Raw genomic sequence first — 20,323 nt, forward strand, 5'->3', positions numbered from 1 at the left:
TTGAACCTTCTTGCAAAATATTGCAAGAAGTCAGGAAATAAGAGAGTTTTTCATGAAGAAATGTGCAAGCTATGCTTTTTTTTTGAAAAAACGAATTGTTTTTTCGTTTTGGCATGAAAATTGCATTTTAGTAAGACAGGGTTTCTTTGCCCATCGAAGGGGATGATTGCACATAATGTTTCTTGAAGGTTTAATCCGTAAAGCAGCGGAACACAGTAAAAAAACGGTTGCGGTTGCCCAAGCAGGGGATCAAGGAGTTCTAGAAGCGGTAGCACAAGCAGTCCAGCTCGGACTCGCCAACTTTCTCTTGTATGGAAATAAAGAAAAAATCATGGCCGTGCTTAAACAGCATCATCCAGAGTTATTGGAGGATGAGGCAATCACCATTTATCATTATCCGCTAGCAAATGAAGCTGCGCGAGAAGCAGTCAAGTCAGTAAGTGAAAAAAAAGCCAATGTTTTAATGAAGGGCCATGTCCAAACTTCCGTCATTTTAAAAGCGGTACTCGACAGAGATTTTGGGCTTCGTTCAGAAAGCATCCTTTCACATACTGCTGTGTTTGAAGTACCTGGCTATAACAGACCGATTTTAGTCACCGATGCAGCCATGAACATTGCACCTGACTTGGCAGAAAAAGCCGCCATTGTTAAAAATGCGTCCCTATTGGCTCAATCAATCGGGATTTCCGTTCCGAAAGTGGCGCCGATTTGCGCAGTAGAAACCGTAAATTCGAAGATGCAAGCAACACTTGACGCGGCATCACTTGCTGCAATGAATCAGAGAGGCCAGATTAGCGGATGCATTATTGATGGGCCTCTGGCACTTGATAATGCAGTATCATCCCTCGCTGCTGAACATAAAGGCATAACTAGTGATGTCGCTGGTAAAGCGGATATCCTGCTTGTCCCTACCGTTGAAGCAGGGAATATTCTATACAAATCACTTGTTTATTTTGCAAGGGCGAAAGTCGGGGCCGTTATTTGCGGAGCAAAGGCACCAATCATCTTAACATCAAGGTCCGATTCTTCGGAAAGCAAGCTTTATTCACTAGCCGTCGCACTTTGCTCATCAACACATATACGAGACTAAGGAGGAACAAACATGGAAATCTTTAAATATTTGGAACAATATGATTACGAGCAAGTAGTATTCTGCCAGGACAAGCAATCAGGTTTAAAAGCCATCATTGCCATTCACGATACAACATTGGGACCTGCTTTGGGCGGAACCAGGATGTGGACATATGAGTCTGAAGAAGCGGCAATTGAAGATGCATTGCGCCTTGCACGCGGGATGACCTATAAGAACGCAGCAGCCGGACTTAACCTTGGCGGCGGAAAAACAGTCATCATCGGAGATCCTAGAAAAGATAAAAATGAAGAAATGTTCCGTGCCTTTGGCCGATATATCCAAGGGTTGAACGGCCGCTACATAACTGCCGAAGATGTGGGTACAACAGTCGCGGATATGGATTTAATCCATGAAGAAACAGATTATGTCACCGGTATATCACCAGCATTCGGCTCTTCCGGCAATCCGTCTCCTGCTACTGCTTATGGGGTATACAGGGGAATGAAAGCTGCTGCCAAAGAAGCCTACGGCTCAGATTCTCTTGAAGGAAAAACAGTCGCAATCCAGGGAGTCGGGAATGTAGCCTACAATCTTTGCCGCCACCTTCATGAGGAAGGAGCAACTTTAATTGTAACGGATATCAATAAAGAGGCCGTCCAAAGAGCGGTTGAGGAATTTGGTGCCAAGGCTGTTGAACCGGATGAAATTTATGGTGTTGACTGTGACATTTACGCCCCGTGTGCTCTGGGAGCTGTCATCAATGACGAGACCATTCCGCAATTGAAAGCAAAAGTCATTGCGGGTTCAGCAAATAACCAGTTGAAGGATACACGTCATGGGGACATGATTCATGAACTCGGTATTGTTTATGCTCCCGATTATGTGATCAATGCAGGCGGGGTCATTAATGTTGCAGATGAACTATATGGCTATAACCATGAACGGGCTATGAAAAAGATTGAAACGATTTATACAAACATTGAAAAAGTCATTGAAATCGCAAAACGGGATGAAATTCCTACTTACAAAGCCGCAGATAGGTTGGCGGAAGAGCGGATTGAAAGAATGCGCAATTCCAGGAGCCAGTTTTTGCAAAATGGCCACCATATTTTAAGCAGGCGCTAATGGGGGAACAAGGCCGATTTTATGAACCCATATTAGGCGGCCTTGCTTCTCGCCAAATACGTAGGAAACTGGGGTTTCCGAATTATTGCTATACAAACCGAACGAAAGAATGGTACATAGTTGATTGGAACGGAAGGCGCGAAGACTCCTCGAAAATGCCTATTCGAGGAAGCTGTTTGTCCTGCGGGATGCAGCGGCAAGGTGGAGACCCCACAGGCGCCTAAGCGCCGAGGAGGCTCCACTGACGCCCCGCGGAAAGCGAAGCGCCTCGTGACAGGCAAAAAGCTGCCTGTCCCTGCGATGTCTATTCAAGGAAGCTTCCCTTTGTGGAGTGTAAATCAACACGTTCGTAAACTAAGTTTGTTTTATATATACTTGGAGGTCCGAATGGTGCAGAACAAAGATTATCGGATCCTGGTCATCAATCCGGGCTCTACTTCAACCAAGATTGGCATCTATGACAACGAGCAGCCGATACTGAAAAAAACGATCCGCCACGACTCTGAAAAGATAAATTCCTTTGACAGCATCATTGATCAATACGCATTCCGTAAAGATACCATTCTGGAAACGCTTGATAATGAAGGAATCAATATTTCAAAATTAAGTGCCGTTTGCGGACGTGGCGGCCTGCTCAGGCCAATCGAAGGCGGAACGTATGCTGTCAACGAAAGGATGCTGGAGGATTTAAAATCAGGCTTTTCCGGACAGCATGCTTCAAATTTGGGCGGAATCATTGCCTATGAAATCGCGTCAGGCCTTAATATCCCGTCCTTTATTGTCGATCCAGTTGTCGTAGATGAACTGGATGAGGTCGCAAGAATTTCAGGATTCGCCCTCATAGAAAGAAAAAGCATCTTTCATGCCCTAAATCAAAAAGCCGTTGCAAGAAGGGTGGCAAAGGAGCTTGGCAAGCACTATCGCGAGCTCAATTTGATTGTTGTGCATATGGGAGGCGGAATTACGGTAGGCGCCCATAAAGGCGGCAGGGTCGTTGATGTAAATAATGGACTGCACGGGGATGGCCCGTTCAGCCCGGAACGCGCGGGAACAGTTCCTGCTGGCGACCTTGTCAGCCTTTGCTATTCGGGTGAGTATTACCGGGATGAAATCATGAAAAAGTTGGTTGGAAGAGGCGGTCTCTTCGGCTATCTCGGGACAAATGACGCCGTAAAGGTCGAAAAGATGATTAATAAAGGGGATAAAAATGCGAAACTAGTTTACGAGGCGATGGCTTACCAGGTTGCCAAGGAAATTGGATCAGCAGGCGCTATTCTAGCGGGAAGAGTGGATGCCATTATCCTGACCGGAGGGCTTGCTTATGGGAAGTCCTTTGTGAATATGATTACTGAACGAGTCAATTGGATATCAGATGTCATCGTCCATCCCGGCGAAAATGAACTTCAGGCCCTTGCCGAAGGCGCTCTGAGGGTCCTGCGGGGCGAAGAAGACGCCAGGCAATATCCAAATAAAATAAAAACAGCAACTACATAACAGGGGGAAAAAATCATGGCTCAGGAATACGATTTGGTCATTTTAGGCGGGGGAACCGGGGGATATGTGGCGGCCATCCGCGCTTCACAGTTAGGCCTAAAAACAGCGATTGTAGAAAAGGGGAAACTTGGAGGTACATGTCTCCATAATGGCTGCATCCCTTCCAAGGCTCTTCTTCGGAGCGCGGAAGTATATGCGACCACGAAGAAGAGTGAGAAGTTTGGCATTTTCGCTTCCGATGTGACTTTTGATTTTGGGAAAGTCCAGGAACGGAAAGAAGCAATCGTTTCCCAGCTCCATAAAGGAGTCCAGCATCTGATGAAACAAGGGAAAATCGATGTTTATGAAGGTACTGGCCGGATTCTTGGGCCTTCGATTTTTTCTCCAATGCCTGGAACCATCTCTGTTGAAATGAATAATGGTGATGATAATGAGATGTTGATTCCGAAAAATGTCATCGTTGCCACCGGATCAAGGCCACGTTCCCTGCCCGGTCTTGAAATAGATGGAGAAATGGTTCTTTCATCGGATGAAGCACTGAGGCTTCAGTCTCTTCCTTCTTCAATCATTATTGTGGGCGGAGGGGTAATCGGAATGGAATGGGCGTCCTTGCTTGCGGATTTTGGCGTTGAGGTGACGGTCCTTGAATACGCGCCGAGGATTATTCCAACAGAGGACCACGAGGTTTCAAGGGAAATGCAGCGTTTAATGAAGAAGCGCGGCGTGAAGGTTGTGACCGGTGCGAAGGTGCTTCCTGAAACACTTTCCAAAGATGAGGGAGCTGCCATTTCGGCTGAGGTAAAAGGGACTGACAAGGAATATAAAGCAGATAAAATACTTGTTTCTGTCGGCCGTCAGGCGAATGTTGAAGGATTCGGTATTGAAAATACAGAAATCGAAATCGAAAAGGGCTTTATTGCTGTAAATGAATTCTTCCAAACGAAGGAGTCACATATTTATGCGATTGGGGATGTGATTGGCGGACTGCAGCTTGCCCATGTTGCATCACATGAAGGTATCATAGCGGTCGAGCATATCGCGGGTAAAAATCCGCAGCCGATTGACTATACACTCGTTTCCAAATGCATCTACAGCAGTCCGGAAGCAGCGAGCGTCGGCTTGACCGAGGAAGAAGCGAAGGCCCTTGGCCATAAGGTGAAGACTGGAAAATTCTCCTTCAGGGCTATCGGTAAGGCGCTTGTTTTCGGAGAATCGGATGGATTTGTGAAAATTGTCGCCGATGAAGAAACTAATGACCTTCTAGGCGTCCACATGATTGGGCCGCATGTGACGGATATGATTTCCGAAGCAGGTCTGGCCAAAGTATTGGATGCAACACCATGGGAAATTGCCCATACGATCCACCCTCACCCAACACTGTCGGAGGCTATAGGGGAAGCCGCGCTGGCTGTCGATGGCCGGGCGCTCCACTCCTGATCGGCAGAGGGTTAAAAGCGAACCTAAACTGAATGTTGAATACGAACATAGGAGGTATTTGTTTCATGGCAGAAAATCGCCACCAATCTTTAGGGTTAAGTGACAAAACTGTTCTAGAGATGTACGAAACCATGTTATTGTCACGCCGCCTTGATGAGCGGATGTGGCTTTTGAACCGTTCCGGAAAAATTCCGTTTGTAATTTCTTGCCAAGGGCAGGAGGCCGCTCAAGTAGGTGCAGCATTCGCCCTTGACAGGGACATGGACTATGTCCTTCCATATTACAGGGATATGGGGGTTGTCCTGACTTTTGGGATGACGCCAACTGAACTGATGCTATCGGGTTTCGCGAAAGCCGAAGACCCGAACTCCGGCGGGCGCCAGATGCCTGGCCATTTCGGGCAAAAGAAAAACCGGATTGTCACCGGATCTTCTCCCGTTACAACCCAAGTTCCACACGCTGTCGGAATTGCACTCGCCGGCAAAATGGAAAAAAAGGACTTTCTTACATTCGTCACTTTTGGCGAAGGTTCCTCCAACCAGGGAGACTTTCATGAAGGCGCCAATTTTGCAGGAGTCCATAAGCTTCCTGTCATCTTTATGTGTGAAAACAATAAATATGCCATTTCGGTGCCAATTGAAAAACAGCTTGCCTGTGAAAAAGTTTCCGACCGGGCGATTGGCTATGGAATGCCTGGTGTTACTGTGGATGGAAATGATCCAATTGAAGTTTACCGCGTAGTGAAAGAAGCAGCCGACCGAGCGCGGCGCGGCGAAGGCCCTACACTCGTCGAGACGATAACATACCGTCTGACTGCCCACTCTTCGGATGATGATGATCGGGCTTACCGGGCACCAGATGAAGTGGCGGAAGCAAAAACAAAGGATCCGATTATTACGTTCGGCGCTTACTTGAAGGAAACGGGTGTCATGGACGATGAATTAGAGAAAGAGATCAACGACCGGATTATGAAGCAAGTCAATGAAGCGACTGATTATGCCGAGAAAGCGCCTTATGCCGATCCGGAGCATGCGTTAAAATATGTTTACGCGGAAAGTCAGGGGGATGCATAAATGGCAGTAATTTCTTATATTGATGCAGTGACAATGGCGATTCGTGAAGAGATGGAAAGGGATCCAAGGGTATTTGTCCTAGGAGAGGACGTCGGTCTTAAAGGCGGGGTTTTTAAAGCAACGCAAGGATTATATAATCAGTTCGGGGAAGAACGCGTCATTGACGCGCCCCTTGCCGAATCTGCGATTGCGGGTGTAGGGATTGGCGCGGCCATGTATGGAATGCGGCCGATTGCGGAAATGCAGTTTGCCGATTTCATCATGCCGGCTGTGAACCAGATTATTTCAGAAGCTGCCAAGATCAGATACCGTTCGAACAATGACTGGAGTTGCCCGATGGTCATCAGAGCTCCTTACGGCGGCGGCGTCCACGGCGCTTTATACCATTCCCAGTCGGTGGAGGCCATTTTTGCAAACCAGCCGGGGCTGAAAATTGTCATGCCGTCCACTCCATATGATGTAAAAGGCCTGCTAAAGGCGGCTATTCGGGATGAAGACCCGGTGCTATTCTTTGAACATAAACGCGCATACCGTCTCATTAAAGGCGAAGTTCCCGAAGATGATTATACTCTTCCGATTGGAAAGGCGGATGTGAAGAGGGAAGGCGAGGATATTACCGTTATCACTTACGGCCTTTGCGTCCACTTTGCGCTCCAGGCGGCCGAAAAGCTTGCTAAAGATGGGATTTCCACCCATATTCTTGATTTGAGAACGGTTTACCCGCTAGATAAGGAAGCAATCATTGAAGCTGCTTCGAAAACAGGGAAAGTTCTGCTAGTAACCGAAGACAATAAAGAAGGCAGCATCATGAGCGAAGTTTCGGCAATCATTGCCGAGCATTGCCTGTTTGAGCTTGATGCACCGATCAAGCGGCTTGCGGGTCCAGATGTGCCGTCGATGCCGTATGCACCTACAATGGAAAAGTTCTTTATGCTGAATCCTGAAAAAGTTGAAAAAGCGATGCGGGAGCTGGCTGAATTTTAATGGCCGTTCCCCCTGAAATAAGAATGAAGGAGTGACCTCATTTGGCAGTTGAACAAATTAAAATGCCGCAGCTGGGAGAGAGCGTGACAGAAGGCACAATCAGCAAATGGCTTGTTTCCCCTGGTGACAAAGTAAATAAATATGATCCACTCGCAGAGGTCATGACAGATAAAGTAAATGCTGAAATTCCGTCTTCGTTCACCGGCACCATCAAGGAGCTTGTGGCCGGTGAGGGAGATACACTGGCAGTCGGCGAAGTTATTTGTACGATTGACGCTGGAGGCGACGGAGAAGCGGCTGAAAGCCCAGAACCGGTTCAAGCAGATGTACCAAAGGAAGAAGCGCAAGCATCCGAAGCGCCAAGCCAAGAGAGTGCGCCAGCGGAAAAAGGGAGTAAACTCCGTTATTCACCCGCGGTTCTCAAGCTCTCACAGGAACACGGCATTGACCTTGCCCAAGTATCAGGTACAGGAGCTGGCGGGCGCATTACCCGCAAGGATTTATTAAAACTGATTGAATCCGGCAATATCCCGGTTGCAGGGAAGGAAGAAAAGGCTCAGCGTGAGCAGGCAGCACAAGCAGCTTCTGAACCAGCAGCCGTTTCTGCCGCCAAGCCTTCCGCACCAGTTTCAATTCCTTCAATGCCCGGCGATATAGAAATTCCTGTTACTGGGGTCAGGAAAGCAATTGCGGCCAATATGCTGCGAAGCAAGCATGAAGCACCGCACGCCTGGACAATGGTTGAGGTTGATGCCACAGGCCTTGTCGAATACAGGAATGCCATTAAAGATGAATTTAAAAACAAGGAAGGTTTTAACCTTACATTCTTTGCATTCTTCGTTAAGGCAGTTGCCCAGGCCTTGAAGGAGTTCCCGCAAATCAATTCGATGTGGGCAGGCGACAAAATCATCCAGAAAAAAGATGTGAACATTTCCATCGCTGTGGCAACAGAGGATGCCCTCTTTGTCCCGGTCATCAAGCATGCCGATGAAAAGACGATTAAAGGGATTGCACGTGAAATTACCGAGCTCGCTGCCAAGGCGCGCGCGGGAAAGCTGACAATGGATGAAATGCAGGGTGGCACTTTTACAGTCAATAACACCGGCTCATTCGGCTCAGTCCAGTCGATGGGCATCATCAATTATCCGCAAGCTGCCATTCTTCAAGTTGAGTCAATTGTGAAAAGGCCTGTGGTCATGGATAATGGGATGATCGCGGTCCGTGACATGGTCAACCTGTGCCTGTCGCTCGACCACCGCGTCCTTGACGGCCTAATTTGCGGCCGCTTCCTGCAGCGCGTCAAGGAAATCATCGAACACACATCCAAGTCAACTACATCTGTTTATTAAATAAAATCAAGCCCGCTTCCGGATGGAGGCGGGCATTGTTCGCTTTGCTTTCACATTGCGCCAAAGCGGGGGGCTATACTACAATAATAGCAGTGAGTTGATTGAATTTTCTATATTAAACTTGTCAAGTTAATTGAGTGGCAATCAACCGCCTAGTTTAAAAGCGAAAGGGGGGAGCTGTCTCTCGAGGGAGACAGAATCAATGGGAATAGACGAAATAATGGCTTACCGCTTTCCGGCAAAAACATTTGAAGACTGGAAAGAAAAAGCCGGGCAATCACTGAAAGGCAAATCAGTCGAAACCCTCAAAAGCACTACATACGAAACGATAAAATTGAAACCGCTTTACACATTAGAGGATGGCAAACATGCATGCATCCCTGGAAGCCCGGATTTTCGGAGAGGTTCAAACCCACTTGGCTATCAGGGAAAAGCTTGGCGAGTCGCTCAAGAGATTTCCTGGACAACGGGAGCGAAACTTGCCGAAAAATTGGCAGACAGTTTTGAAAAAGGGCAAACAGCGATTTCGTTTGAACTAAAGAATCAACCAGCAGCCGATGCAGCCCGCATTGCGTCTCGCTTTGCTCCGGAATGGCCATTCGCGATCCATGCGGAAAGCTTGCAGAGCGAATTCATTCACACACTTGATGCGACGGCTGAAGCGGTCGAATTAACCGGTTATATTACTTCTGATCCCATCTCCAGCCTTGCGAAAACTGGGAACGGAGAAGCCGATTTAACGGAATGGGGGAAAACCATTTCGGCATTCGCCAAAAAGCATCCTGCACTGCGGACCGTAATGGTCGATACAAGCGTTTTCCATCATGGAGGTGCCAGCGCCACGCAGGAACTTGCTGCAGCTGCAGCATCTGGTGTCTATTATATTGAACAGCTTCTCGAAGCCGGAATGCAGCTCAATGAAATTTTCCGAAACATTGTGTTCAAATTTTCAATTGGCGCAAATTTCTTTATGGAAATCGCCAAGTTGCGGGCTGCTAGGATCATTTGGAATAGGATTGGTGAACTGTACGGCGTCGATGAAAGTAGCCGCGGCATGATCATAGCAGCCGAAACATCGAAGTTTACAGTCACACAGGCCGATCCGCACGTAAATCTTCTGAGGGCCGGAAATGAAGCGTTCGCCGCTGTGCTCGGCGGCATCCATTACTTACATGTCGAGCCATTCAACGCCCTCGGGGGAGCCACGCCTTTTTCTGAAAGGATAGCGAGGAATGTCCAGTTGATCCTTAGGGAGGAAGCTCTTCTTGACAAAGTAGCCGATCCTGCCGGCGGTTCCTGGTTTATAGAGAATCTTACTGAACAATTGGCCGAAAAAACATGGGCGCTTTTTGGCAAAATTGACTCCCTTGGCGGAATACTCAGTGTCCTCGAATCAGGGTGGCTTCAAAAAGAAATAAACGAGACAATGAACCAGAGGGTTTCGGATGTTAAATCCGGAAAACAAACTATTGTTGGGACGAATCACTATGCAAAATGGTCTGAGAAAATTGAAAAAGTCCCAGACTCCTATCAGGTTGAGGGGAATGAAATTCCCCAAACAAGACTTTCCGTCACATTTGAGGAACTCCGCTTGCGGACAGTTGCCTTGGAGAATGCCGGCAAACAAACCGGGGTAGGGCTAATCTGCTTGGGCAGCCTGAAGGAAAGCAAGCCTCCCGCCGACTTCATTGAAGGCTTCCTTGTACCTGGCGGCATCCATTCAAAAAGAAGTGGCGAGATCCATTCCAAGTCTGAAGCAGAGAAATTTGTAACGGAAACGGGCCTTACCCGTTTTTGCCTATGCTCTAGCGATGAGCAGTACAAGGAAGTAGGTTTTGAGATTTTGCAAGAATTGAAAAAGCGTTTTCCGGGTTTTTCTTTTTATTTGGCCGGGCTGCCGGAGAAAAAAGAAGAATGGCTCGCTGCTGGTATAGAGGAGTTTATTTATCTGAAAAGCAATTGTTTTGAATTTCTTGATCGTTTGATTGGGGAAATGGAGGCTAGGGGACATGACGCAAAAGCCTGACTTTCAGAATTCGGCTCTTTTTGGCGATACCGGACCATCGATGAGCGAAGAATCGAAGGCGCAAATAGGAAAGCTAGATGAGGAAAAAATTGAAGACCTTCTTTTTGAAACGAATGAAGGAATCAGCCTGAAGCCTGTCTATACCGAAAAGGATTTAGAAGGCCTTGAGCATCTTGACGATAAACCAGGCCTTCCGCCATTTACACGCGGGCCTTATCCAACGATGTATGTCAATAGGCCATGGACGGTCCGCCAATATGCCGGCTTTTCAACTGCCGAGGAAAGCAATGCTTTTTATAGAAGAAATCTGGCGATGGGGCAAAAAGGGTTGTCTGTCGCTTTTGATCTGGCAACGCACCGGGGCTATGACTCAGATCATCCGCGTGTAATTGGGGATGTAGGGAAAGCAGGAGTGGCCATTGATTCAATTGCGGATATGAAAATCCTTTTTGACGGGATTCCGCTTGACCAGATGTCTGTTTCCATGACAATGAACGGGGCTGTTCTTCCTATTCTTGCCTTCTTCATTGTCACTGCCGAGGAACAGGGCGTCAGGAAGGAACAGTTAGCCGGAACGATTCAAAACGATATTTTGAAAGAATACATGGTTCGCAATACGTATATTTATCCGCCGGAGATGTCGATGAAAATCATCACGGATATTTTTGCTTATACGTCAAAATACATGCCGAAATACAATTCCATTTCCATTTCCGGCTATCATATGCAGGAAGCTGGCGCCCCTGCGGATATCGAGCTTGCCTACACGTTAGCGGACGGTTTGGAGTATGTAAGGACAGGATTGAAGGCAGGTATTGATATTGATTCTTTTGCGCCTAGGCTGAGCTTTTTCTGGGGCATCGGCATGAATTACTTTATGGAAGTCGCCAAAATGCGGGCTGCCAGGTTCATTTGGGCAAAAATGATCAAAAGCTTTAACCCTAAAAATGAAAAGTCATTGGCTCTTAGGACCCATTCGCAAACGTCAGGATGGAGCCTGACGGAACAGGATCCGTTCAACAATGTAACCCGAACCTTGCTGGAAGCACATGCTGCCGCAATGGGTCATACACAATCTCTCCATACAAATGCACTGGATGAAGCCATTGCATTGCCAACAGATTTCTCTGCACGGATAGCCCGGAACACACAGCTTTATCTCCAGGAGGAAACTGGGATTACGAAAACAATCGACCCGTGGGCCGGCTCTTATTATGTTGAGGCTCTTACAGGCGAGCTTATTAAGAGGGCAACCGTCCATATTAGTGAAATAGAAAGTCTTGGCGGCATGGCCAAGGCAATTGAAACCGGCTTGCCGAAGATGAAAATAGAAGAAGCAGCCGCTAAAAGGCAAGCCCAAATCGACTCGGGCAAGGAAGTCATCGTAGGAGTAAACAAATATAAAGTTGAGGAAGAAGAACCCCTTGAAATTCTTGATATCGATAACACAGCGGTTCGGAAAAAACAGATTGAAAGACTAAATGAATTGAAGGCCGGCCGGAATGCCCAGGCTGTGGAAGAGGCTTTGGCGAGGCTGGAAGATGCAGCGCGGACCGGTGAAGGGAATCTTCTTGAATTTGCCGTTGAAGCGGCCAGGGCCAGGGCAACACTCGGTGAAATATCGGACGCGGTCGAAAAAGCTGCTGGACGCCACCGCGCGCAGGTCCGTTCAGTAAGTGGGGTATATAGCTCCTCCTTCTCAAATGAAGAGGAAATCACGAAGGTTAAAGAAATGACTGATGAATTCCTAGAAAACGAAGGTAGAAGACCAAGAATCCTGATTGCGAAGATGGGGCAGGACGGCCATGACCGCGGCGCAAAAGTCATTTCGACCGCTTTTGCCGATTTGGGCTTTGATGTCGATATCGGTCCGCTTTTCCAGACACCGGCAGAGACGGCTATGCAGGCTGTCGAAAATGATGTCCATGTTGTCGGATTCAGTTCCCTTGCGGCAGGGCATAAAACCTTGCTTCCAGAGCTCGTGGCGGAGTTACAAAAACTTGGGCGGCCAGATATCCTCGTCATCGTCGGAGGTGTCATTCCCGCCCAGGATTATTCATATTTGTATGAACAGGGAGCTGCTGCTATTTTCGGTCCTGGCACTGTTATTCCAGTTGCGGCCCAAAAAGTCATCGAGTCCATTTATGAAGCGCTTGGCTATGAGGAAGTTGACCTGTGATGGAATTTGATGGATCGATGGAAAAGAAAAAGCGGTTCAAGAAAAAGCCTGGTTCTGTTTTGCAAGTCGATGCATTGACGGATGAAATTTTGCAGGGAAATAGAAGTGCGCTTGCAAAGGGGATCACTCTTGTTGAAAGCAATGCCGCCCATCATTTTCGGGAGGCACAGTCCCTTTTGCAAAAATTGCTGCCTTCCAGCGGCAAATCAATCCGGATTGGCATTACCGGTGTCCCTGGAGCGGGAAAAAGTACGTTCATTGAAGCATTTGGCGTCTTTTTATGCGGGCTTGGGCATAAGGTAGCGGTCCTGGCGATCGACCCTAGCTCAACGGTAAGCGGGGGCAGCATCCTCGGCGATAAAACGAGGATGGAAAGGCTCTCCCGCCAGCCGAATGCCTTCATCCGGCCGTCTCCGTCTGGAGGAAAACTTGGCGGTGTCCACAGAAAGACAAGGGAATCGATGCTATTATGTGAAGCTGCTGGCTTCGATGTCATTCTCATTGAAACTGTCGGGGTTGGCCAAAGTGAAGTGGCTGTCAGGGAAATGGTCGACTTTTTCATGCTTCTTGTCCTAACTGGCGCAGGAGATGAGCTGCAGGGAATGAAAAAGGGGATTATGGAACTGGCTGATGCCATTGTCGTGAATAAAGCGGATGGGGCGAATGAGCCTGTTGCGGAAAAAACTCGGCTTGAGTATAAGCGAATCATCCATTTCCTGCAACGGTCGACTCCAGGGTGGGATACGAAAGCTCTCTCCTGTTCCGCTCTAACCGGCAAGGGAATTCCGGAAATCTGGACGGTTGTGAGGAACTTTCGGGATGCTGTTGAAGAATCCGGAGTTTTTGGCGAACGGCGCAAGGAACAGATTCGAGACTGGTTACACACTGTTATCTCTGACCATCTTCATTTCAGTTTCTATCAGAACGTGGGAGTGAAAAGCCTGCTGCCAAAGCTTGAAAAAGATGTCCTGAATGGAGAGAAAACGGCAGCGGGTGCTGCGGATGAGTTATTTGAGGTGTTTTATAAACGGTAGGCCTGTTTTTAAGGAGGGGCGTTTTTTAGCAGTCCGTCCTTCCTTTTCTTTTTTGGGCTGTTGTTAACAAAAATTCCACATCTTTTAAGCCGAATATTTTATAAAATCAAGATAGATTGGGAAAGGATGTGATGTGGCATATGATTTTAAAAAACAGATGTGAATCAAAAGAATTGTTAATTTTGAGAGCTTTAAACAATCGCACCGTGCTTTCGCAGAGTGAAAAGAACCATCTATCGAACTTGGAAAGGGGGTATGAGGGAGAGCTTATACTTGATGAAAAATGTAAAAACATTGAAGGGGAACGGTACATTATTAATGACTTGCTGTTTCAAGTAAATAATTCCTATTTTCAAATTGATTCCATGATTATTTCTCGGGGAGTGATTTATTTATTGGATGCGAAGAATTATCAAAATGATTTTATAATGAAAGGAGACCAATTTATTTGCGTACGGTCCGGCCAGGAATACAAAAATCCGATTGACCAGTTAAAGAGATGTATCCTCCTTCTTAACCAACTGCTACATAATTACAACCTGGATTATCTTGTGGAAGGCTTTGTTGTTTTTGTTAACCCCGAATTCACCTTATATCAGGCATCTATCGATGACCCCATTATTTTACCAACCCAGATAAACAGTTTTATGAGAGACTTGAATAAAACCCCATCTCAGCTAAACGAAGCCCATCGCAAACTTGCGCAAACCATTCTATCACTTCAACAATCCACTAACCCTTTCGCTGTACTTCCTAATTACAACTTCGAAAAGACAAAAAAAGGACTATGTTGTAAGACATGCAATTCTTTTCAACTAGTCAAAAACTATTATGATTTTATTTGCGGTAATTGTGGTGAGCGGGAAACAATTCAATCCGTTATAATACGGCATACTGAGGAGTTTAAGCTTTTGTTTCCTGAACGATTAGTCACGTCAGCTAGCATTCAGGATTGGTGTCAAACAAATTTAACAAAACGCACATTCACCAGAAATTTAAAAAAGCATTATAAGGCGTTGGGGAGTACAAAAGATACTTATTATGAGTAATTTCTTATGTGTTTTGAGGAAGTAGTGGAAGGGCGGGACCGAGCATTTGTTTTTTGAGGAGTATTCGGACACTACCCGGGATTCTGAGGCTCCGGGAGTCCGAATCACCCCCGTATTCGGACACTACCCGGGATTCTGGGGCTGCGGGAGTCCGAATCACCCCGTATTCGGACACTACCTGGGATTCTGGGGCTGCGGGAGTCCGAATCACCCCTGTATTCGGACACTACCCGGGATTCTGATGCTGCGGGAGTCCGAATCACCCCCGTATTCGGACACTACCCGGGATTCTGAGGCTCCGGGAGTCCGAATCACCCCTGTATTCGGACACTACCCAGGATTCTGGGGCTGCGGGAGTCCGAATCACCCCTGTATTCGGACACTACCCGGGATTCTGAGGCATCGGAAGTCCGAATCACCACCTGTTCAGAATTATAAGCATAGGATAGATCCGTATAAAGGACCAAAACTCAAGCAATCACCCTAAAAGATCCCCGAGCAAAAAAAAAGCGGATAGCACTTGATGTGCTATCCAAAAAATTAGGGAGTTTAGGGGTATGGATCTAGCTGTAATTCTACCTTTCCCCATATGAAAAAGAAGTAAACCTATTTGGGATAAATTTCTCTTTGATTGAAAACATGGCTCCTGCCCTGTATGATAGAGTTAGAATTTTTATTCTAGCAAACTAGGGAGTGATTCCATTGAATATGGATTTTAATTTATTTATGAATGATGTTGTCCGCCAAGCCCGCCAGGAAATAGCTTCTTCAGGCTACACTGAGTTGACAACACCTGAGGAAGTGGATGAGGCGTTCAAGAAAGAAGGAACAACGCTTGTGATGATCAATTCAGTTTGCGGCTGCGCAGGCGGGGTTGCCAGGCCCGCTGCTGCACATGCCATTCACTATGATAAGCGGCCGGATCACCTCGTTACAGTCTTTGCCGGCCAGGATAAGGAAGCAACTGAAAGGGCGCGGAGCTACTTTAAAGGTTTTCCGCCATCTTCTCCATCATTTGCCCTTTTGAAAGACGGCGAAATTTGCACAATGGTTGAACGCCATGACATTGAGGGATTTGACCCGATGTCTGTAGTCCAAAAGCTGCAACAAACTTTTGACAAGCACTGCGAAGAACTTTAATCGGTTTTACATGCCATTCATGCTATGCGTGAGTGGCTTTTTTCATTTCTGGATATACTGAGGTTCATAGACTCTTTTGTTTTGCCAGTAAGCATATGTAAAGAATTTTGATGCTCAGTTTTTATTAAAAACTTTCAAAAATAGTATTGCAAAATTATTCATACGTGTTAAAATTCATAAATATGAATATTTATTAGCAAGGCAGCATGCTGATAAAGAGGGATTATCCCTAGGTAAATAGGGTAGGTATCCAGTAGATATGAAATATTCTGTAAATTATAGGAGGAAAGCTTCAATGAAAAAGGGGATTGTTTTATTTTTAACAACAGTTTTACTGGCGGGCATTCTCTCTGCTTGCGGATCAAAGGACGACAATGCCAAAGGCGGCAAAGAAGGAGATAAGAAAACTTTAACGATGGCTACTTCTGCCGATTACCCGCCTTTTGAGTATATCGAAACTGAAAAAAGCAATGAAATTATTGGTTTTGACGTTGATTTGGCAAAAGCTCTTGGTGAAAAGCTAGGTTATGAAATTAAGGTTAAGGATATGGACTTTAATGGCCTTGTCCAGGCGCTTAAATCCGGCCAGGCCGACCTTGTTCTTGCCGGCATGACACCAAATGAGAAACGCAAGAAGAATGTGGATTTTTCTGATATTTATTACACCGCCTCGCACATGATTATTACTAAAAAGGACAGCGGCATTAAAGCACTCGAAGACCTTGAGGGCAAAACGGTTGGCGTCCAGCTTGGCTCGATCCAAAACGACAAGGCAAAGGATATTCAAAAAGAAGTGAAAATCAAAATTGAGGACCGCAACCGAATCCCTGATTTGATCCAGGAGCTTAAATCAGGCAGATTTGATGCTGTTATCATTGAAGATACTGTTGCAAAAGGATTCCTTGAGAAGGAAACCAATCTTGGAGGATTCACCATTTCCGAACAACCTGAAGAAGCAGGATCAGCGATTGCGTTTAAAAAGAACAGTGAGCTGACGAAAAAGTTCAACGATGAGTTGAAGAAAATGAAGGAAAATGGCGAACTCGACAAACTGATTGTAAAATGGTTTGGCGGGAAAGAGTAAGGGGAAAGCAACTAAACGTTCAGGAAGCTTGCCTTTCTGAACGTTTTATAGTTCAAGTAGAGAGGAAGGGTCGTTAGAATGGGATTGGATTTTAGTCAAATTGTCCCTTCAATTCCTTATATATTAGAGGGAATATGGGTTACACTGCGGATTGTGTTTTTTGCGGGTGTCATTGGTTTTGCGCTTGGCATCATTCTTTCTTTATTTAAAATTAGTTCGGTTAAGCCTTTAGGGTGGCTTGCTGACGCCTATACGAGTGTGTTCAGAGGAACGCCGCTCGTGCTTCAGCTAATGATTATCTACTTCGGCTCACCGCAAATATTAGGGTTTCAAATTGAGCCATATGCAGCGGCGATTATTTCATTTGGCCTTAACTCGGCCGCCTATATTTCTGAAATTATCAGGGCTGGGATTCTTGCGGTTGATAAGGGGCAAAGGGAAGCAGCGGAGGCGCTTGGTGTTTCCTATTGGCAAATGATGTGGGATATCATTCTTCCTCAGGCATTAAAGAATATCCTGCCCGCACTCATGAACGAATTTATCACTCTTACAAAAGAGTCAGCCATTGTTACGACCATCGGGGTTATGGATATCATGCGCCGCTCTTACCAGGTAGGAGCAGAGTATTATTCATATTTTGAGCCGCTCCTTTTTGCCGGCTTGATCTATTACTTGATGGTTATTACATTGACCTTCCTCGGCAAGCTGCTTGAAAGGAGGATGAGGCGCAGTGATTAAAGTGGAAGATTTGCGGAAAAATTTTGGCAAGCTTGAGGTTCTAAAAGGCATCACCACCTCGATTAGAGAAGGGGAGGTTGTCGCCATTATCGGTCCTTCCGGTTCGGGAAAATCAACTTTCCTCCGCTGCATGAATTTACTCGAAGTGCCGACTAGCGGACGGATTTGGATTGGTTCGAGTGAAATAACGAATAAGAAAACAAATATCATGAAGGTCCGTGAAAATGTCGGGATGGTGTTTCAGCATTTTCACTTATTTCCACACAAAACGGTCCTCCAGAACTTAACATATGCCCCAATGAAGGTTAAAGGGCTTTCAAAGGCCGAAGCAGAAGAAAGCGGCATGAAGCTGCTGGAACGGGTTGGTTTATCTGATAAGGCATCCGAGTATCCTGGGCGACTATCAGGGGGCCAGAAACAGCGTGTAGCGATTGCAAGGGCACTGGCAATGAAGCCGGACGTCATGCTGTTTGATGAACCGACATCGGCTCTTGACCCGGAAATGGTCAAGGAAGTACTGGATGTCATGAAAGACCTTGCGCAAACAGGGATGACAATGGCAATCGTGACACATGAGATGGGCTTTGCAAAAGAAGTCGCTGACAGGGTCCTGTTTTTGGATGGGGGCGTCCTTGTTGAGGATGCGCCGCCAGAACAATTCTTCACCAATCCACAAAGCAGCAGGGCGCGGGATTTCTTGCAAAAAATGCTCTAATAGGGATATGCTAGAAAAGATGGTCGGGTGATCATCTTTTTCTTTTGCCATTTTTTTCAGGAGGAGAGCTTTTATGAAATACAGGATAGGATACAGGACAACGAAAACAGCGATTGGAACAGCTGCCGCCATCATCATTGCCCAGCAGCTCGGCGCCACTAATTTTGCTGCGGCTGGTATTCTGACAATTCTATGTATTAAACCCACTCAAAGAAAATCATTGAGGACGGCCTGGGACCGTTTCCTTGCCTGCATGCTTGCAATGCCTTTTTCCGCCGCCTTTTTTGAGATATTGGGCTACCATCCTACCATCATTGGACTGATGTTATTTTTCTTTATTCCAACCCTTGTTATGCTGAAGGCCAATGATGGCATAGTTACAAGTTCAGTCATTATTTTGCATATATATTCAGCTGGCCATGTTTCGAAGGATCTTTTTCTGAACGAATTCCTGGTTATTTCGGTCGGGATCGGCGTGGCTCTGTTGATGAATTTGTATATGCCGAGCCTGGACAAAAAGCTGTTTGAATACAGCGCTAAAATCGAGGAAAACTTTCAGAAGATTTTTATGGAAATGGCGAACTATTTACGGACGAATGAAGGTGAGTGGGACGGCAGGGAAATATCCGAAACGGCCAGGCTTTTGAATGAGGCAAAATCACTTGCCTACCGCGATGTAGAAAACCATTTGGTCAGGGAGGAAAACCTGTATTACCACTATTTCACAATCAGGGAAAAACAATTTGACATTATCAAACGCATCTTGCCTATTTCCGCTTCACTGGGCCGCTCTTTTGAACAGGGGAAAATGGTCGCTGACTTTATTGAAGAGTTATCCAAAAATATTCATGAGGGCAATCCCGCGTTCATTCATCTGCATAAACTTAGACAAATGAAAATGGAATTTGAAGAGATGGATCTCCCAAAAACGAGGGAGGAATTTGAAGCAAGAGCGGCACTCGTCCAATTGACGAATGAATTAGAACAATATCTCGTAATTAAAAGCCCGTTCAGAGGATTACATAAGCCCGAAGAGAAGAATCGAAAGGCGAAGATTGGCACAAACTAGGAAAAAAACAAGGGTGATTTGAATGGCAAATGTACTCAATTTCCTGCTAGCAGTGCTGTTTGTCTCGCCAATCTGGCCGCTAGGTCCAAACCCGCTTCCCGGGGATACGTTTCTCATCGTCAATAAAAAGACGAATGAAATGGCTTTCATTGATGAAAATAGGGTGCAGACTGTCCTTTCCGTTGGGACAGGGAAAAGTAATGAACTGACTCCGGAGGGGCTGTTCACGGTCACAGTGAAAGCGGAACATCCATATTACCGAAAAGGGAATATTCCGGGCTCGCATCCAACTAACCCGCTTGGGACGAGATGGATTGGCTTTGATGCGCTCAATACAGACGGAAGGATATACGGTCTCCACGGAACGAACGATCCTTCCTCAATCGGAAAATATGTTTCCAATGGCTGCATCCGGCTGCAAAATGAAGGGATTGAGTCACTGTACCCGTTTATCCCGCTTGGGACAAAATTGCTGATTACCTCATCAGACAGACCGTTTACGGAATTGGCGAATGAATACGGAGCCATCCGGTAATTAGGAAAAGGACTGCCCGGCAACAGGCAGTCCTTTTCGTGGAATCATTTATAGGAAAGTTGCAAGCCCCATTAGAAGTGTTGAGGCGAGCATGGCAAAGAGCATCAAATAAACGATAATTTTTCGAGTATTACGTTTTTTCATGGCTAAATAGTCTCCTCCCTGTAAGAGTTATGGGATACTATTATTGTACCGGGAAAAGGCGCAGTGGACAACCTCT

Annotated in this window: 18 protein-coding genes; 17 read left to right on the forward strand and 1 reads right to left on the reverse strand. The window is 46.3% G+C overall.

Features of this window, described 5'->3' with window-relative positions; all coding sequences use genetic code 11:
• Positions 1 to 175: 175 nt before the first annotated feature.
• The 17 genes from yqiS (at position 176) to D1B31_RS09400 (ending at position 20,103) form a co-directional block, all read left to right on the forward strand.
• Entirely contained in the window at positions 176 to 1,090 is a 915-nt protein-coding gene (gene yqiS, locus D1B31_RS09320) for a phosphate butyryltransferase (RefSeq protein ID WP_118920504.1), read from the forward strand.
• Positions 1,091 to 1,102: 12 nt separating this feature from the next.
• Complete coding sequence (gene bcd / locus D1B31_RS09325; RefSeq protein ID WP_118920505.1) at positions 1,103 to 2,197, forward strand: branched-chain amino acid dehydrogenase; 1,095 nt, start codon at positions 1,103 to 1,105, stop codon at positions 2,195 to 2,197.
• A gap of 387 nt (positions 2,198 to 2,584) precedes the next feature.
• Positions 2,585 to 3,691 (forward strand): butyrate kinase, encoded by a 1,107-nt coding sequence (buk, locus tag D1B31_RS09330; RefSeq protein WP_420846085.1) that lies wholly within the window; start codon positions 2,585 to 2,587, stop codon positions 3,689 to 3,691.
• 15 nt (positions 3,692 to 3,706) lie between these two features.
• A complete protein-coding gene (lpdA, locus tag D1B31_RS09335; RefSeq protein ID WP_118920506.1) occupies positions 3,707 to 5,128 on the forward strand; it encodes a dihydrolipoyl dehydrogenase in 1,422 nt (473 codons plus the stop codon).
• A gap of 65 nt (positions 5,129 to 5,193) precedes the next feature.
• Positions 5,194 to 6,201 carry a thiamine pyrophosphate-dependent dehydrogenase E1 component subunit alpha gene (locus D1B31_RS09340; RefSeq protein ID WP_118920507.1) on the forward strand — a complete coding sequence of 336 codons (1,008 nt, stop codon included), beginning with the start codon at positions 5,194 to 5,196 and terminating at the stop codon, positions 6,199 to 6,201.
• Positions 6,202 to 7,185, forward strand: a complete 984-nt coding sequence (locus D1B31_RS09345) for an alpha-ketoacid dehydrogenase subunit beta (protein WP_118920508.1) — start codon at positions 6,202 to 6,204, stop codon at positions 7,183 to 7,185.
• 41 nt (positions 7,186 to 7,226) lie between these two features.
• A complete protein-coding gene (locus D1B31_RS09350) occupies positions 7,227 to 8,534 on the forward strand; it encodes a dihydrolipoamide acetyltransferase family protein (RefSeq protein WP_118920509.1) in 1,308 nt (435 codons plus the stop codon).
• Positions 8,535 to 8,736: 202 nt separating this feature from the next.
• Positions 8,737 to 10,560 carry a methylmalonyl-CoA mutase family protein gene (locus D1B31_RS09355; protein ID WP_118920510.1) on the forward strand — a complete coding sequence of 608 codons (1,824 nt, stop codon included), beginning with the start codon at positions 8,737 to 8,739 and terminating at the stop codon, positions 10,558 to 10,560.
• Between the two features lie 40 nt (positions 10,561 to 10,600).
• Positions 10,601 to 12,739, forward strand: a complete 2,139-nt coding sequence (gene scpA, locus D1B31_RS09360; RefSeq protein ID WP_420846087.1) for a methylmalonyl-CoA mutase — start codon at positions 10,601 to 10,603, stop codon at positions 12,737 to 12,739.
• Positions 12,739 to 13,773 carry a methylmalonyl Co-A mutase-associated GTPase MeaB gene (gene meaB, locus D1B31_RS09365; protein ID WP_118920512.1) on the forward strand — a complete coding sequence of 345 codons (1,035 nt, stop codon included), beginning with the start codon at positions 12,739 to 12,741 and terminating at the stop codon, positions 13,771 to 13,773. Before scpA ends, meaB begins: the two co-directional genes overlap by 1 nt.
• A gap of 140 nt (positions 13,774 to 13,913) precedes the next feature.
• On the forward strand, positions 13,914 to 14,822 hold the full coding sequence (locus tag D1B31_RS09370) for a nuclease-related domain-containing protein (RefSeq protein WP_118920513.1): 909 nt from the start codon (positions 13,914 to 13,916) through the stop codon (positions 14,820 to 14,822).
• A 708-nt stretch (positions 14,823 to 15,530) separates the two neighbouring features.
• Positions 15,531 to 15,962: a BrxA/BrxB family bacilliredoxin gene (locus D1B31_RS09375; RefSeq protein WP_118920687.1), complete on the forward strand. Its 432-nt coding sequence runs from the start codon at positions 15,531 to 15,533 to the stop codon at positions 15,960 to 15,962.
• Between the two features lie 295 nt (positions 15,963 to 16,257).
• Positions 16,258 to 17,046: a transporter substrate-binding domain-containing protein gene (locus D1B31_RS09380; protein ID WP_118920514.1), complete on the forward strand. Its 789-nt coding sequence runs from the start codon at positions 16,258 to 16,260 to the stop codon at positions 17,044 to 17,046.
• Between the two features lie 78 nt (positions 17,047 to 17,124).
• The gene (locus D1B31_RS09385; RefSeq protein WP_118920515.1) at positions 17,125 to 17,784 is read left to right on the forward strand and encodes an amino acid ABC transporter permease; all 660 of its coding nucleotides are present in this window, start codon (positions 17,125 to 17,127) and stop codon (positions 17,782 to 17,784) included.
• Positions 17,777 to 18,499, forward strand: coding sequence for an amino acid ABC transporter ATP-binding protein (locus D1B31_RS09390; protein WP_118920516.1), 723 nt, complete (start codon positions 17,777 to 17,779; stop codon positions 18,497 to 18,499). Before D1B31_RS09385 ends, D1B31_RS09390 begins: the two co-directional genes overlap by 8 nt.
• A 73-nt stretch (positions 18,500 to 18,572) precedes the next feature.
• Positions 18,573 to 19,568: an aromatic acid exporter family protein gene (locus tag D1B31_RS09395; RefSeq protein WP_118920517.1), complete on the forward strand. Its 996-nt coding sequence runs from the start codon at positions 18,573 to 18,575 to the stop codon at positions 19,566 to 19,568.
• 22 nt (positions 19,569 to 19,590) lie between these two features.
• A complete protein-coding gene (locus tag D1B31_RS09400) occupies positions 19,591 to 20,103 on the forward strand; it encodes a L,D-transpeptidase (RefSeq protein WP_118920518.1) in 513 nt (170 codons plus the stop codon).
• A gap of 48 nt (positions 20,104 to 20,151) precedes the next feature.
• On the opposite strand, the gene prli42 is transcribed toward D1B31_RS09400, so the two are convergent.
• The gene (prli42, locus tag D1B31_RS24225; RefSeq protein ID WP_158587511.1) at positions 20,152 to 20,247 is read right to left on the reverse strand and encodes a stressosome-associated protein Prli42; all 96 of its coding nucleotides are present in this window, start codon (positions 20,245 to 20,247) and stop codon (positions 20,152 to 20,154) included.
• Between the last annotated feature and the right edge of the window lie 76 nt (positions 20,248 to 20,323).

The sequence above is a fragment of the Neobacillus notoginsengisoli genome (assembly GCF_003515685.1).
Lineage (GTDB): Bacteria > Bacillota > Bacilli > Bacillales > Cytobacillaceae > Bacillus_D > Bacillus_D notoginsengisoli.